Source organism: Opitutus sp. sgz309028 (assembly GCF_059821195.1).
In genome coordinates this window covers 1-15396 of sequence record NZ_JCAMRR010000001.1, presented here as the reverse complement: position 1 = coordinate 15396, position 15396 = coordinate 1, and the positions used below count along the sequence as shown (strand labels likewise).

The 15396-nt window shown below is 65.0% G+C and carries 16 protein-coding genes; 8 read left to right on the top strand and 8 right to left on the bottom strand.

Translation table 11 applies throughout. From position 1 onward, the window contains the following. Positions 1 to 6 precede the first annotated feature (6 nt). The 8 genes from AC6RV7_RS00080 to AC6RV7_RS00045 all read right to left on the bottom strand — a co-directional run bounded on the left by AC6RV7_RS00080 (position 7) and on the right by AC6RV7_RS00045 (position 7595). Entirely contained in the window at positions 7 to 435 is a 429-nt protein-coding gene (locus AC6RV7_RS00080) for a four helix bundle protein (protein WP_500091840.1), read from the bottom strand. Beyond that, the gene (rfbB, locus tag AC6RV7_RS00075; RefSeq protein ID WP_500091839.1) at positions 404 to 1471 is read right to left on the bottom strand and encodes a dTDP-glucose 4,6-dehydratase; all 1068 of its coding nucleotides are present in this window, start codon (positions 1469 to 1471) and stop codon (positions 404 to 406) included. The genes AC6RV7_RS00080 and rfbB overlap by 32 nt, the downstream gene beginning before the upstream one ends. Positions 1472 to 1517: 46 nt before the next feature. Beyond that, complete coding sequence (locus tag AC6RV7_RS00070) at positions 1518 to 1883, bottom strand: four helix bundle protein (RefSeq protein ID WP_500091838.1); 366 nt, start codon at positions 1881 to 1883, stop codon at positions 1518 to 1520. Positions 1884 to 2125: 242 nt separating this feature from the next. Then, on the bottom strand, positions 2126 to 3001 hold the full coding sequence (locus AC6RV7_RS00065) for a sugar nucleotide-binding protein (RefSeq protein ID WP_500091837.1): 876 nt from the start codon (positions 2999 to 3001) through the stop codon (positions 2126 to 2128). 95 nt (positions 3002 to 3096) lie between these two features. Next, on the bottom strand, positions 3097 to 3843 hold the full coding sequence (locus AC6RV7_RS00060) for a glycosyltransferase family 2 protein (RefSeq protein WP_500091836.1): 747 nt from the start codon (positions 3841 to 3843) through the stop codon (positions 3097 to 3099). Between the two features lie 289 nt (positions 3844 to 4132). Continuing rightward, positions 4133 to 5197 (bottom strand): NAD-dependent epimerase/dehydratase family protein, encoded by a 1065-nt coding sequence (locus AC6RV7_RS00055; protein WP_500091835.1) that lies wholly within the window; start codon positions 5195 to 5197, stop codon positions 4133 to 4135. Between the two features lie 91 nt (positions 5198 to 5288). Continuing rightward, entirely contained in the window at positions 5289 to 5918 is a 630-nt protein-coding gene (locus tag AC6RV7_RS00050; RefSeq protein WP_500091834.1) for a hypothetical protein, read from the bottom strand. A 1011-nt stretch (positions 5919 to 6929) separates the two neighbouring features. Continuing rightward, the gene (locus AC6RV7_RS00045) at positions 6930 to 7595 is read right to left on the bottom strand and encodes a hypothetical protein (protein WP_500091833.1); all 666 of its coding nucleotides are present in this window, start codon (positions 7593 to 7595) and stop codon (positions 6930 to 6932) included. A 157-nt stretch (positions 7596 to 7752) separates the two neighbouring features. On the opposite strand from AC6RV7_RS00045, the gene AC6RV7_RS00040 reads away from it, so the two are divergent. The 8 genes from AC6RV7_RS00040 (at position 7753) to AC6RV7_RS00005 (ending at position 15079) form a co-directional block, all read left to right on the top strand. Beyond that, the gene (locus AC6RV7_RS00040) at positions 7753 to 8265 is read left to right on the top strand and encodes an RNA polymerase sigma factor (protein WP_500091832.1); all 513 of its coding nucleotides are present in this window, start codon (positions 7753 to 7755) and stop codon (positions 8263 to 8265) included. Further along, entirely contained in the window at positions 8255 to 8524 is a 270-nt protein-coding gene (locus AC6RV7_RS00035) for a hypothetical protein (protein WP_500091831.1), read from the top strand. Before AC6RV7_RS00040 ends, AC6RV7_RS00035 begins: the two co-directional genes overlap by 11 nt. After that, positions 8521 to 9168 carry a hypothetical protein gene (locus AC6RV7_RS00030; protein WP_500091830.1) on the top strand — a complete coding sequence of 216 codons (648 nt, stop codon included), beginning with the start codon at positions 8521 to 8523 and terminating at the stop codon, positions 9166 to 9168. The genes AC6RV7_RS00035 and AC6RV7_RS00030 overlap by 4 nt, the downstream gene beginning before the upstream one ends. 621 nt (positions 9169 to 9789) lie before the next feature. Beyond that, on the top strand, positions 9790 to 11184 hold the full coding sequence (locus AC6RV7_RS00025) for a sigma-54-dependent transcriptional regulator (protein ID WP_500091829.1): 1395 nt from the start codon (positions 9790 to 9792) through the stop codon (positions 11182 to 11184). Between the two features lie 50 nt (positions 11185 to 11234). Further along, positions 11235 to 13019: an ArnT family glycosyltransferase gene (locus AC6RV7_RS00020; protein ID WP_500091828.1), complete on the top strand. Its 1785-nt coding sequence runs from the start codon at positions 11235 to 11237 to the stop codon at positions 13017 to 13019. Between the two features lie 48 nt (positions 13020 to 13067). Next, entirely contained in the window at positions 13068 to 14243 is a 1176-nt protein-coding gene (locus AC6RV7_RS00015) for a hypothetical protein (protein WP_500091827.1), read from the top strand. Between the two features lie 414 nt (positions 14244 to 14657). After that, entirely contained in the window at positions 14658 to 14888 is a 231-nt protein-coding gene (locus AC6RV7_RS00010) for a DUF433 domain-containing protein (protein WP_500091826.1), read from the top strand. After that, the gene (locus AC6RV7_RS00005; protein WP_500091825.1) at positions 14885 to 15079 is read left to right on the top strand and encodes a DUF5615 family PIN-like protein; all 195 of its coding nucleotides are present in this window, start codon (positions 14885 to 14887) and stop codon (positions 15077 to 15079) included. Before AC6RV7_RS00010 ends, AC6RV7_RS00005 begins: the two co-directional genes overlap by 4 nt. Positions 15080 to 15396: the final 317 nt, after the last annotated feature.

The window sequence follows — 15396 nt, the reverse complement described above, 5'->3', positions numbered from 1 at the left end:
GCGGTTTTAGCGATCGAGAGCTTTGATCAATCCGTGGAGCATTCGCGAGATTTCGCAAAGTTCGGCGCGAAGACGCTGCCCTGTTTGCGTTTCGAGATATCCGAGGGGGACGGCGCGCAATACTTGGGAGCGGGTTTCCCCGGCCGAGCCTTTGGCGTAGCCGAGGAACTGCTTGAACTCGGCCTTGCTGACACGCTCGGCGCCTTCCGCGATATTGTCCGCGATGCTGTTGGCGGCGCGCGTGATTTGATCCTTGAAGCCCCAATCGCGACAATCGGCGAGGAGTCGATAAACCTCGATGCTCAATGCCTGAGCTCGCCGCCAGACCTCCAGCTTCTCGAACGACTCGTCGGAAGGCTCTTTCATCTTCAACTTAAACTTGCCACTTAATCTCCGCTGGCCGTCAGAGAGCCGTCCCCAGCCGCTGGCGCGCATAACGGCCAGCGGTAATGTCCGCCGCCCACTCGCGGTGACCGAGATACCAGTCGACGGTTTTCTCGATGCCGGTTTCGAACGACTCGCGCGGGGACCAGCCGAGCTCGCGCTGGATCTTCGCACAGTCGATCGCGTAGCGACGGTCGTGGCCGGGACGGTCCTGCACGTGCGTGATCTGCGTGGCGTAGGATTTTCCATCGGCGCGCGGCGACTTCCGATCCAGCAGCGCACAAATCGTCTGCACGATCTCGATGTTCGGTTTTTCGTTCAAACCGCCGATGTTGTAAGTCTCGCCCACGCGGCCGCGCTGCAGCACGAGCCAGATCGCCGCCGCGTGGTCCTCGACATACAGCCAGTCGCGGATCTGCATGCCGTCGCCGTACACCGGCAGCGGTTTGCCCTCGAGCGCGTTGAGGATCATCAGCGGGATCAGCTTTTCCGGGAAATGATACGGCCCGTAGTTGTTCGAACAATTCGTCGTGAGCGTCGGAAATTTATAGGTGTGATGATACGAGCGCACGAGGTGATCGCTCGACGCTTTCGACGCCGCGTAGGGCGAGTTGGGCGCGAAGGGCGTTTGCTCGGTGAACGCCGGATCGTCCGGGGCAAGCGTGCCGTACACTTCGTCGGTCGAGATGTGGAGAAATCGAAACGCATTCTTCCGCGGCTCCGGCAGTTTCGCCCAGTACAGCCGCGCCGCGTTCAAGAGGCGCAGCGTGCCGACGACGTTGGTCTGCACGAACGGCTCCGGCGAATCGATCGAGCGGTCGACGTGCGACTCGGCCGCGAAATTCACCACCGCGTCGATCGCGTGATCGGCCAGCAGCCGTGCCACGAGCGCGCCGTCGCCGATGTCACCTTGGACGAAAACATAGCGCGGATCGCCGGCGACGTCCGCCAGGTTGGCGGGATTGCCCGCGTAGGTGAGCGCGTCGAGATTGACGAGCTTCGTCAGCGCCGAGCCGGACTCCGCCAGCCGCTGCCGAATGAAGTTGGAGCCGATAAACCCACAGCCGCCGGTGACGAGGATGTTCATGAAGTGGAAAGTGACGGTGAAAGTGACAGTGAAAGTGGGGGAACGACTAAGCGGTGCGGCGCAGGGTCGTGATGGAGCGCGACAGGATGGCAATGATTTCTCCGCAGAGGGCGATGCGGGCTTCGACGAGCGACTCGGGCAGCCAGTGTTTCATCCGACCGTAGCGCCCGCCCGTCTCCTGGGCAGATCCGCGAGCGATCACCAGGAACTGACAATACTCTTTCCGGCTGCCGCGGCCGAAACCTTCTTCGATGTTCGCCGCGATTGAGTCGGCGCTGGCGAATTGCTGGGCGATCAATCGCTGCAGTCCGGGTCGGTCGCTCAACGAATTCAGATCGGCGACGACGAGATCGAAGAGTTCGAGCGCTTTCTGATAAGCGCCAAATTTCCGCAGCGCGTCGGTCTCGTGCATGAGTGGAGGTAAAGTTGGAGCGGGAGGAAGGGGTGGGAGGGTAGTGGATACCGGCTGAAGAGTGAAAGTGAAAGTGATGGTGAAAGTGGGGAACCATCGTTCCGTCGGCCATGGCTTGAAATGGCGATCGGGAGCCGCAGCCCGGCGACCCTCAACGATCTCTCGCCTCTAGCCTCTCACCTCCGGTCTCCCTTTCGCTCTCCCTTTCACTTTCACTTTCCCTTTCCCTTTCACTTTCCCTTTCACTTTCCCTCCCGCCGCCACCGGCGGAGATCGCGTTCCACCGCTTCGTGGACTTCCGTCAGGCGGATGCCGGCGGCGGCGAGTTTCGACGAATCCATCACGCAATTCGAACGCGGCGTCTTCGCCGCCTTCTGCATGAAGTCCGCTTCGTTCGCGAAAAACGAAAACGCCTTGTCCGACACGCCCGTCTTCCTGATCAGCTCCACGACTTCGCGCGTCGTCACCTGGCCGGGATTGGTGACGTTATACGTGCCGAAAGGCACGCGCTGCTCCCAGCATGCAAACGTCGCGGCGACGAATTCTTCGAGCTGCGAGATCGAGTTCGTGGCCTCGAGCAGGGTGCTGTAGCGCATCAGCTTCGTCAGGTAATTGCGGGGATTGTCGACTTCGTTGAACGGAATCCGCAGGCGCCAGATATAGACGTCCGGTTTGCCGGCGAGGACCTCTTCGCCGAGCGCCTTGCTGCCGCTGTAGAAGGAGCAGTTGTTCTGTCGAAACGTGAAATTCGGCGCGTCGGTCTCGGTGAAACCGGAGCCGTCCGGCCGCGCGCCCGTGTAGATGCAGCCGGAGGACACATGCCCCCACGGCACGCCGGCGTCGGCGCAGGCCTGCGCGATGAGGCCGGGCAACGCGGCGTTGCCGAACAGGCACTCGGTCTTGTGCAGCTCGCAGGCATCGACGTTGGGCTTGCCGGTGTAGCCGGCGGCGTTGATCAGAAATTCGGGCCGGTCCGCCTTCAACGCGGCGGCGAGCACGGCCGGATTAGTGTAGTCGAGTTCGGCGCGACGAAGATTGCGAAAAGGGATGCCTTTGCGCGCGAGCAGCGCCTGATAGGCGGAACCGACGTAACCGGAGCCTCCAAGGAGATAGATCATGGAAAGGGTCGAAGTGAACGAGCGACCGCAGCTTGAACAAGGCTTTTCCCGCCCGGGGTTTCCCAAAGCGCGTCCCGGCCGCGGCAGGGAAGGCGTTATCTTCTCCGATAGTCGCCGCGGCTGAAATATTTTTCCAGCCACACGTAGGCGCAGATGAAGAAATACCGGCTGCCCATCTCCTTGATCTTGAGCTTGGCCTCGCCGTATTTGCGGTTCTGCCACGAGATCGGAATCACGGCGTAACTGAAGCCGCGCACGATCGCCTTCAACGGAATCTCGACCGTGAGATTGAAATGCGGCGCGAGAAACGGCCGGCAGCCGTCGATCACCGTGCGACGATAGGCCTTGAACGCATTCGTCGTGTCGTTGAGCGGAATGTTGAAGCCGACGCGCACGAAGAAATTCGCGAGCCGGTTCACGAAGAGTTTCAGCCGCGGATAATCGATGACCTTTCCGCCCGACACGAAACGGCTGCCGAACGCGCAATCGTAGCCGTCGTTCAACAACCGCCAGTAATGCACCGCGTGCACCGGCGAATCGGAGGCGTCGGCCATCATGATGACGACCGCATCGCCGCGGCTGTGATCGAGCCCCCACACGACCGCGCGGCCGAAGCCGTGCTCGCCGGTGTTTTGCGTGGGTGCGAGCGTCGGATAGTTCTCGCGCAGCTGCTGCAGCACGGTCCACGTCGCATCGCGGCTGCCGTCGTCGACCACCACGATCTCGTGCGGCACGTTCTCCGCCGTCAGCGTTTCATAGATACTGGCAACGGTAGAAGGCAGCGAGGCCTCCTCGTCGCGGGCGGGAATGATGACGGAGTAGAGCGTGAGCGGAGCGGGCATGAGGAGGCGCGCGTCGCGCGCCGAGTGAAAGTGAAGGTGAAAGGGAAAGGGATCGGAGGGTAGAGGCAAGAGGCGAGAGGCAACGCCGCGCTGCGGCGAGTTTAGGTTTAAAGTGTAAAGTTTAACGTTTGGTAGCGGCCGTCGTCCCGACGGCCATCCCTTCAGCTTTACACCTTGCTCCTTCAACACGCGCTTCCCCGCTTCGCGACTCCTTCGTGTCCTTCGCGGTTTATCCCCACTTTAACTTTCACTTTCACTCGCGCTGAGCGGCAGCGCGCAGCGCCGCCGCTCAGCGCGACATCTCCAGCCACCGCGGATTCGCCTCCGCGTGCGCGGCGATTTCGTCGAGGATCGTCTCCACCGGCGTCTGCGGCGCCCAGTCCCACAGGCGCGTCGCCTTCGCGTGATCAAGCACCATCCACGGAATGTCGAAAGGCCTCGGCGTGCCGTCCGCGCCCACCGGATGCGCGCCGAAACGCCGGTCGCACCACGCGGTCAGCTGGCGTAGTGACATCGCGGAGACAGCCCCGCCGGACACGTTCGCCATGCGATCCAGCGGATCGAGCGCCGGCGCCGCAAATTGCTTTTCCAACAACGGCACGAGATCGCGCGGATGCAGGCAGTCGCGCACCTGATGACCGTGCCCGCCGAAACCGATATACGCCAGCCGCCGCCGGCGCAGGTGGCTGTTCAGCCAGAACGCAAAAATCCCCTGGTCCGCGCGCCCGAACTGGCCCGCGCCGGCCAGCACGCCGCAGCGGTTGACGAACACCGGCAGGTCGAAGCTCGCGCCGTATTCCAGCGCGAGCGCTTCCGACGCCAGCTTTGTCGCGCCATACAGCGACACCGGCGCCGCCGTCGAAAAGCTTTCGTCCACACCCGCCGCCGTCAGCCCCGGCGGCGTCGCGTCCGCCACGGGACGAAACGCGCCGTCGACCGCCTCGACGCGCAGCGCCGCGAGCGGCGGGATCGAATACACGCGGCTCGTGCTCAGCAGGATGAAGCCCGCGCGGTGCTGCTTGCAGAACTCCAGCATGTTCACCGTGCCGGAAAGATTGTGCTCCACGAGTTGACGCGAGCTCGTGCGTCCGTCGACGCCCGCGAGCACGCTCGGATTCGCCGCCGCGTCGATCAGCCAATCCACCGCGGGCAATGTCTCGAGATCGCTCGCCGCGCGCAAGTCGCCGTGGTGCAGCGTCACGCCGAGTCGTTTCAACTCCTCGCGATTCGTTTCGCTGCCGGGGCGGATGAAATTGTCGAGGCCGACGATCTGGTGCCGCGTCCCCGCCGCCGCGAAAGCGCGCGCGAGCGTGCTGCCGACGAAGCCGCAGATGCCGGTGATCAGGAGTTTCATGCGCACTCACCCAAGCACGCGCCTCATGCCGGAGAAAGGCGAAACTGCGCCGCGGACGAGCGCCCGCGAGCATCGTCGCCCGCGCGACAAACTACTGCTTCGTCTCGGCGGTTTTCGCCTCGTCTTCGGCCGGCGCCCGCTGCGCCTTTTCCTGCGCGGCTTTGCGTCGCGCCTCCGCGTAGGCCTGCCGCTGCTGTTGTCCGATTTCCAATAAATCGCTGACGAGCATCCGCGCCTCCATTTCCTTTTCCTCCTGCGGCGTCATCGGGGGCAGCACGACGGCCGCGGGTTCTTTCGTGGGCGCGGTCGGCGCCGGCTTGTGCTCCGCGGGCGGGGGGACGGTCGCGGGCTGCGCCGGCGCCGGCTGCACACTCGCTTTTTTCAACGTCAGCCGGTGCTCGCGGCCCGCGACGCGAATGACCGCCTGTTCGGTTTTCGGATCGTAGCTGACGACGGTGATCTCGGCGACCGTTTTGCCGACCGGAATCCATTGGCTGCGTTTGTCCTCCATCCGCGTGATGCTCAGCAGGGTGTCGCGGCCGACGACGGTCATGCCGGAAAGCTGGAACGCCGCGTCCTCTTTCGCCGCGCCGCCCGGTTGGGCCGCGCCCGCCGGCGGCAGGAAAGGGGAGGGCGTGCGGAGCGACTCCTCCGCGCGCGCGAACGACGCCGCGCCGAGAACGACGAGCCAGGTAATGAGAAAACGGAGACGCAGGAACATGACGCAGGCGGCAGGTTGACCGTGAAGCTTGTGCTGCATCCCGCGCGGAGCAAGTCGCCGCTGCGCGCTTCGCCGCGCTGCGGCGAGTAACGCCGCGATGCGGCGAGTTGAGAGCTGAGAGCCTGGAGTTGAGAGCCGGGTAGCGGCGATCGTCCCGATCGCCATGATGGAAACCGCGAAGGACACGAAGCTCCGCGAAGATCGATCAAGGGTAGGAACGCGTGTCCCCACGCGTCCTGAGTTTGGCCCGCGCTTGGCCGCGCTGTCGCGCGAGTAACGCCGCGCTGCGGCGAGTTGAGAGCTGAGAGCCTAGAGTTGAGAGCTGGGTAGCGGCGATCGTCCCGATCGCCATGATGGAAACCGCGAAAGACACGAAGCTCCGCGAAGGTCGATCAAAGGTAGGGACGCGTGTCCCCACGCGTCCTGAGTTCGGTCCGCGCTTGGCCGCGCTGTCGCGCGAGTAACGCCGCACTGCGGCGAGTTGAGAGCTGAGAGCCTAGAGTTGAGAGTCCGGTAGCGGCGATCGTCCCGATCGCCATGATGGAAACCGCGAAGGACACGAAGCTCCGCGAAGATCGATCAAAGATAGGGACGGCTCTCCGAGCCGTCCTGAGTTCGGTCCACGCATATCACGACGGACCAAGCGCCGCCCGGCCCGTGCAATCTGTGCAATCCGTGGTTCAGATCCGTCGTCCTTCGCTCCCTTCACGCTTCTCCGCGTCCCTTCGCGGTTAATCCCTTTCGTGTGTTTCGTGTCTTGTCAGGCTTCTCGCTTCGCTCGGAACGTGGTTTGGAATTCCGACTCTCAGCTCTCAACTCTAGGCTCTCGACTCGCGCGTAGCGCGTCCCATCTCCGCTCCCCGGCTCCGTCACTTTCACTGTCACTTTCCCTCGCGCCCCTTCGTGGTTTGGAATTCCGGCTCCCAGCTCTAGACGCTCAGCTCTCAACTGGCTGCGAGAGCGGCGCTCGTCCCGACCGCCATCCTTTCAGCATGTCAGCGTTTCAGCTTTTCAGCGTTTCCGAAGGTTTTCACTTTCCCTTTCACTGTCACTGTCACTGTCACTCGCGCGTAGCGCGTCCGCCTCGGGTTTCAACACCAACGAGTTCGATTCAATTTTGTTTTCCGCGCGCAGGCTGATCTGCACAGGGATGTCGCCGACGACGTTGCCGAGCTCCGACGACATCGGTTCGAGCTCCACCGCCTGGTCGGGGGCCAGCTCCACGCGTTCCGGCCGCACGACGAAGTTGCCGAGATCGGAATTCACGTCGCGAATCTGAATCGTCAACGGCGCCGGCGAGGTGTTTTTCAGCGTCACGCGCAACGTCAGGTGCGGGCCGCCCGCGACCCGCAGGCGCGGCGTTGGCACGTCGTCGTCCCGCCTCTCGCCGGCGGGCCCCATCATTCCGCCGCTCATCCCGCCCGGTGGCCGGCCGCGGCGCCAACGCTGGCCGCTGCCGTCGCGCCCGCCGGATCCCTCGGGGTGCGGCCGCGCGGCTCGACCGAGCGTGGCGGATACGAGCACCTTGCCGTCGAAGAAGCGCGTCGCGCCGGCCATCGCCACCGGCGGGGAGTTCGCTGCCTCCGCAAACTCGCGGTCGCGGGGCGTGCTGCAGCCGGCGCACCAGGCGAGGGCGAACACGACGAGGCCGATGGCCGGACGCACGGGCATTTTCATGAGCGTCGTGTGACGGCGGCCGAGAAGAAAGGTTGCAGGCCGCGCGCGAGTTCGGGATGAAGGGCAAATCCGCAACTTCCCCACAGTCTCTTCGTCAGGCGAGGCACAGGCATGCTCCCCCTCGGATCAATCCTCTGCAGTCGCCCTCGGCGAGCTCGTGCGCCAGGCCCAATCGGGCAGCGAAACCGCCCAGCGGACGCTCGTGCTCAATTACCAGCGGCGGATCGCGGGTTTCGTGTATGCGATCACGGGGCGATCGGATGCGGTCGAGGACCTCGCGCAACAGGTTTTCATCAAGATGATTCGCGCGCTGCACCGGTTGCAGGACGTGGCTCAGTTCGAAGCGTGGCTGTTCCGCCTGGCGCGCAACACGTGCATCGACCACCTGCGGCGTCAGAAACTGCGGCGGATCTTCACCCCCTTCGCCGCGGAACACGAAAACATCCCCGAGCCGCCCGGCGCGGTCGATCCGGAGGAGCTCGACGCGCTCCGGCACGCGCTGCAACAGCTTCCGCCCAAGGACCGTGCGTTGCTGGCCATGGCCCAGGAAGGCCGCAGCCAGGTCGAGATGGCCGAGGCCACCGGCACCAGCGTGATGGCCGTCAAAGCGCGCCTGCACCGCGCGCGCGAAAAACTCCGTCAATTTTACCAACCTCCCCATGAAACCTGAAACCCATGCCTGGCAGGCGTTGCACCTGCACGCCGCGGCGCAATTGCGCCCCGGCTTTGCCGCGCGCGCGGTCAGCGCCGCCCGGACCGTCGCGCCGACCTTTGCGAGCCAGTGTCTGGTGAGCGTGGCCACCGCCGCGGTTTGTCTGGGCGCGATCTTTTTCGTGCACACGCACCGCACCGCCACCGAGACCGCGCAAAACCTCGCGGGCTGGGAGGCGATCGCGCTCGAAGCGCAGAAAGTCGGCGACTTCAGATGAAGCAACGGATCCTTATCGCGCTGCTCACCGTGGTTCTGATCGGCGCCGGCTTCGCCGCCGGCATCTGGACCGAGCGAAACGCCTGCAAGGTGCCCAAGCCGCCCGCCGTCCTCGGCGAAATGTCTCCGTCCAAACCGGCCGCGCAGGCGACGACCAGGAAGAACGATCCCAACCCCGCCGAACTCGCCGCCGAGATCGAGCGGCTGCGTCCGCAGATCGAATCCTTCCGGGAACGCCTTTCCCAGATCGACTACGAGATGGATCAGGAAATCAAAGGCATCCTGAATGCGGAACAGGCGACGAAGTTCGACGACATCATCAAATACTACGCCGACCGTCGCGCGAAGGAAGCGGCCAACTGGGACCGCGATACCCCGCTCACGCTCAACGAAATCGTCAACCTCCAGCAGCAGCCGCTCTACAAGATGCTCGGCATCGTCGTCGTGCCGCTGCGGATGGAGTGGAACACGCGCGATCTGAATCTCACCCCGGAGCAGACCGGGCAGCTGCGCGAAATCCTCGTTCGCCGCCGGCAGAAATTCCTCGACCTCGTCGACGCCTCCCCGCCGCCGAGCCTGATGCTCAGCCGCCTCGCCCCCGTCGCCCGCCGCCTCGTCACGACTGCGCCCGAACAGGCGCAGTAGCGCTCCGCCGCGGCGCGGCGAGCTGAGACGAAGCCGGGAGGCGGAGATGGTCGCACCGAAAGTGCGGCCCTGCAGCGCAGCGGAAGGGTGACGTGAGCGGGTGCCCCTCGGGCAGCGATCGGAACAACTGAGAGCTGAGAGCCTAGAGTTGAGAGTTGAAGGCTGAGAGTTGAGAGCCCGGTAGCGACGGTCGTAGGCGCCGCGTCGCCGCGTCGCCGCGGCGAGCCCAGAGCCCAGAGCCCAGAGCCCAGAGCCCAGAGCCCAGAGCCCAGAGCCCAGAGCCAGGTAGCGGCGGTCGTCCCGACCGCCATCCCTTAAACTTTACACTTTAAACCTAAACTCGCCGCAGCGCGGCCCGCCTCGCGCCTCTCGCCTCTACCCTCGGATCCCTTTCCCTTTCACTCGCGCGCCGCGCGACAGCCCGCCTCGCGGTTCTCTCCCGTCTCCGCCCCCCTTTCGTGTATTTCGTGTTTTTCGTGGTTTAAAAACTTCTGATCTTTCCGTGCTTTCCGTGTATTCCGTGGGCAACACCGCGCGCAGCGCCCACTTTCCCTCGCGCGCCGCGCGCGCGCCAACTTTAACCTTCAACTCGCGGCCTTCGGCCCGCTAGTTTGTTGAGCCATGGTGCCGAGCGTTTTAATCGTCGACGACGAGAAGCACACCCGCGAGGGGCTGCAGCAGGCACTCATCGAGAATTACGACGTCTCCGTCGCCGCCAACTCCGACGAGGCCTTCAACCTCATGGACGCGCAGCCGTTCGACGTGATCGTCACCGACCTGCGCATGCCCGGCAAATCCGGGTTGCGGGTCATCGACAAGGCCCTCGCGCTGCCCAACCGCCCCGCGGTGATCATGATGACCGCCTACGGCAACATCGAGACCGCCGTCGAGGCCATGAAGCGCGGCGCCGTCGATTTCCTCACCAAGCCCGTCAACATCGAACGACTCGAGGTCCTCATCCAGCGCGCCCTCAAGACCCGCACGCTCGAGGTCGAGGTGAAACAACTCCACGAGCGGCTCGACGAGAAATTCAATTTCCAGGGCATCATCGGCAACTCGCCCAAGCTCCAGGACGTGATCGAGCGCGTGAAGCTCGTCGCCCCGTCGCGCGCCACCATCCTCATCGAGGGCGAGTCCGGCACCGGCAAGGAGCTCATCGCCCAAGCCATCCACCAGGCCAGCCCCCGCGCGCGCGGGCCGTTCGTCGCCGTCCACTGCGCGGCGCTCTCCGAAAACCTTCTCGAGAGCGAGCTCTTCGGTCACGAGCGCGGCGCGTTCACCGGCGCCAGCGAGCGCCGCATCGGCCGCTTCGAATCCGCCGACCGCGGCACGCTCTTCCTCGACGAGATCGGCGAGATCTCCGCGTCCACGCAGGTGAAGCTGCTGCGCTTCCTCGAAACCAAAGCCATCGAGCGCGTCGGCGGCTCGAAATCGCTCGAGCTCGACGTCCGCCTCGTCGCCGCCACCAACCGCAATCTCGAACAGCAGGTGCGCGAGGGAAAATTCCGCGAGGACCTGTTCTTCCGGCTCAACGTCGTGCGGATCACCATGCCGCCGCTGCGCGAGCGCCCCGAGGACATCCCGCTGCTGCTCGCGCATTACATCAAGGTGTTCTCCGACGAAAATGGCGTGCCGCCGCTCTCGCTCGAACCGGGCGCGGTCAACACGCTCAAGTCCTACGCCTGGCCGGGCAACATCCGCGAACTGCGCAATTTCGCCGAAAACGCCGTCGTGCTCCGCCGCGGCGGCAGCCTCACGGAATACGATCTCGAGCCGAAATACCGCGACGCCGTCCTCGCGCCGACCGTAGGGCAGGTCTCCGACCGGCCCTCCGCCTTGTCCGCCCCCGCCGCCGGCGCATCGCTTTCCGTCGAGGAAAACGAGAAGCGCCTGCTGCGCGAAGCGCTGATCAAGGCCCGCGGCAACCGCACCCGGGCCGCCGAGTTGATGGGCGTCAGCCGCCGCACGCTGCACCGCAAGATCGCGCAGTGGCCGGAACTCGACGTCACGGACTGAACTCCGCGCCGTCCGTCCGTCTTTCCCCTCGTTTCCCCGCCGCCCCCGCAATGCCGCGCCTTCGTACCGCCCAGGAGCTGATTCACTGGCTGGAAATGGGGGCAGGCGCGCGCGTGATCCGGCTCGCCGCCGTCCTGCTCGGCCTGCTCGTGCTGTCGGGACGCGTCGCGTGGACGCAGTTCCACGGCGCCACCAGCGAAACGACGCTCGTCCAGGCCGACGTCGGCCGCCAGCTCGCCGCCGGCGCGGGCTTCACCACTCGCGTCAATTATCCGCAGGTCGCCGCGTTTCTGGAAACCCGCGGCCAGCGCTTCGACCCCGCGCGTCCGTATCCGGAGCTCTATTACGCGCCGCTCTATTCGCTCGCGCTCGGCGGCGCGCTGCGCCTGCTGCCGGAGTCGGCCCGCGCGGCCCTGTTTGCCTCGCCAGCCGCGCCGCCGGCGGGTTTCGCCGCCGACTATTTTCTCCTCGGGCTCAACGTCGTCCTGCTCTGGCTCACGGCGTGGCTGGCGTTCGACCTCGCGCGCCGGCTTTTCGACACCCGCACCGCCTGGCTCGCGTTGCTCGCGCTGTTCGTCTCCGCCGGAATCTGGCGCCAGACCGTCACGCTCACCGGCGCGCCGTTGCCGATGCTGCTCGCCGTCGCCGCGTTCTGGTTCTGGGCGCGGCTCGATCGCGCGCTCGACGCCGGCGACCGCCGCCGCGCGCGGCTCGGCTGCGTGGCGCTCGGCGCCGCCTGCGGGTTGTTGTTTCTTTCTGAATACGCCGCCGGCGCGCTGGTCCTCGTCGCGCTCGGCTACGCGGGGTGGCGCGGCCGCTTTGCCGCCGCGCTGCTGGTCGCGGCCGGCTTCGCCATCGTCGCCAGCCCGTGGGTCGCGCGCAATCTCGCCGTCGCCGGCCATCCCGTCGCGCTCGCCGCGCAGAATGTCGCGTTGAAAGCCGGCGATCCCACCGCCGAGCCCGCGACGGTGCGCAACACCCTCGCCGCCGACGCGCCGGCGATTTCGCTGCCCAAACTGGGCAACAAGACGCTCACCGCGCTGCAACAGGACGTGCAGTCGCGTCTTTGGTCGGGCGGGGCGCTGGTGCTGCTGGCTTTCTTCGTCGCGGGCTGGCTGTATGCGTTTCGTTCGCCGACCGCGAACCGCCTGCGCTGGATTTTCACGGGGTCGCTCGGCGTGCTGCTGCTCGCGCAGGCGGCGCTGAATTCCGGCGAGAGCGAGCGGCTCGCGTCGGGCTGGCTCGCCCCGCTCGTGATCGTGTTCGGCGCGGGCTTCTTCTTCGTGCTGCTCGGCAGCAACGAGACGCTCAGCCGCTGGCCGCGGCTCACCGCCGCGGTGCTGCTGCTCGCGCAGGCGCTGCCGCTGCTCCGCGACGCCCTCGAGCCGCCGCGGTTGCATTTTCAGTACCCGCCGTATTTCCCGAGTCTGTTCATCGGCATGCGCGAGGAGCTGCAGCGGCGCGATCGCGCGGAGCGGTTCGGCGCGATGGCCGACGTCCCTGCCGGCGTCGCCTGGTATGGCGGGCTGCGCGTGTGGTCGCAGCCGGCGAAGCTGCGCGATTTCCACGCGATCGCGCTCGAGCAGCCGATCGGCGAATTGCTGCTCACGCCGCGCACGCTCGACCGGCCGTTTTTCTCGGAGCTCGCTGCGCGCCCGCTCGAGCCCGGCGCGCTCGGCGCGATCACGAACCGCTTCGGCGACTGGGGCCGCGTGTATGCCGGATTGCTCACGGGTGTGCTGCCGGCGGAGTTTCCGCTGCGCGCGCCGCAGAAGCTCGCCGACAACCTCTACGTCCTGCTCAATCCGGCCCTGCCGCCGCCGGGGGAAAAGTAATTGCTTCGGCTCTGCGGGCACTTCTAGCGTCCCGCCTCCCTTCAACCGATGAACTTCGTGCGCGTGTTATTCGTGTCCGGTTTGCTCGCGGCGCTGCCTGCGCGCGCCGTGTATGCCCCGCTGCCCGAGCCGGAGCAGAAGAAGGACTGGCAGGTCTCGCTCCGCGCGGGTGTGTCGCACGACAGCAACATCTTCGGCGCGCAGACCGGCGCGATCGGGAGCATGGTCTACAACGCGTCGCCAAAATTTGAATATGCCGGCTCGCTCACCGACCAGACTTTCGCGGCCTTCGCCTACACGCTGTCGGTCGATCATGTCGTCGACCGGCCCGGCGACCAGACCCTCGACAGTCACGAGCTGATGGCGCGGCTCGCGCACGCGTTTTCGCCGAAGACGAACATCGACCTCAGCGACTATTACCAGATCGCGAAAAACCCCGAGTCGCTGTTGGCCGGCCTGCCGGTCAACACCAACCAGTCCTACAAGCGCAACGAGCTCAACGCGCGCCTCGCCGCCAATCCGCTCCCGAAATTCGGCGGCGCGATCAAGGTCCGCAGCGTCAATTACGATTACGACAACGCCGTCCTCGCCGCCGACTTGAACCGCAACGAAAACCTCTTGGGCGTCGCCGGCAGCTACGACGTGCTGCCGGAGTTGAAGGCGGTCGTCGAATACCGCCGCGAGGCGATCGATTACCGGACGGGTGGGGCGTTCAAGAACAAGGACACGGACTTCATCATCGGCGGCGTTGATTACGCGGTCGCGCGGAAGCTGAACCTCAGCGGCCGGCTCGGCGAGCAGTGGCGCAGCCGCGCGTCCGAGCGCAGCACGAGCGGGTTGTATGCGGAGTTTTCCGCGAAATACGATTACGCGCCGCGGTCCTTCTTGGCGGGCGGCTATGTTTATACGCTGGAGGAGACGTCCAACGTTGCCAAATACAGCGACACGCGTGTGAGCCGGCTGTTCGTCAACGTGCAGCATGCGTTGAGCGGTCTGATGGTCGCGTCGGGTTCGGTCACGTATGAGCCCTCGCAGCTGCAGGGCCGACGCGGCGTGGCGGATGCGGATGAGACGACGGTGCGGGCGGGAGCGGCGCTGACCTGGCTGCCGACCCCGCACTGGTCGTTTTCGGCGAGCGTCGACCGCGACCGCGTGACCTCCGACGACCCCGGCCGCGGCCAGCAGCGCACCCGCTACGGCGTGAGCGCCGCGTATGCGTTCTAGGGCGCGCTTCGCGCGAGTTGAAGGTGAAAGTTAAAGTGAAAGGGAGGGCTAGAGGGCAGAGGCGAGAGGCTAGAGCACGGTAGCGGCGGTCGTAGGCGCCGCGTTGCGGCGAGCTGAGAGTTGAGAGCTGAGAGTCGGAGGTAGCGGCGGTCGTCCCGACCGCCAGGTAGCGACGGCTCTCCGAGCCGTCCGCCTTCGCCCCTTTCGTGTATTTAGTGTTTTTCGTGGTTCTCCTCCGGATTCTTCCGTGAATTCCGTATCTTCCGTGGGCAAATTGCGGGCGACGCAGTCGCGGCCTCGTTCGCCTCCCGCCTCCCCTTAAACGTTACACCCTAAACCTAAACTCGCGCGCGTAGCGCGCGCTGCGCGGCTCGCCCGCTTGACCGACGTCATCCTCTGATCGATGATGTTGCGATGAATCTCATGGCGCGCATCACGACAGACCCGGCCGTTTGCCATGGTAAACCCTGCATTCGAAGCCTTCGTTATCCGGTTGAGATGCTGCTGGAGTTGATGAGTTCGGGCATGGCGGAGGATGAGATTTTGGCTGATTATCCGGATCTAGAACGCGAGGACCTTCGTGCTTGCCTCGCGTATGCGACACAACTCGCAAGGACGCGAACGAGCATTGCGTTGGCATCGTGAGGTTCATCATTGATGCGCAATTGCCGCGACGGTTGGCGCTACGGCTGTGTGAGCTGGGCCACAACGCCGTGCACACGTTCGATTTGCCTGCTGGGAACCGCACCACGGATGACACGATCTGTGCCATCGCAGATCAGGAGGGGCAGTGGTGGTTACGAAGGACGCGGATTTCCTTATCACGCGAATGTTGAAGGGAGCCCTCGCCGTTTGCTGGTGATCGCGACCGGCAATATAAGAAATGACGAATTGGTGGCTTTGGTGGAAAAGAATTTTAGTAGGATCGAAGGCTTGTTCGAAACCCCTGCGCATGTGGAGATGAGCCGCGTCGCACTCACGGTGCGTGAATAAGTGCCAAGTCTCACGCCCCTGACGGCGGTTTACGCGATGCGGCGGGAGCGTGTCAGAAAGTTTGTGTGTGGATCACTGAAATGAAAGGACAAGACAGTGACCACGAAAGAGAAGCAGCTGCCGTATGGCGGCTTGGATGTGAAGTTATTGGATGAGCTGA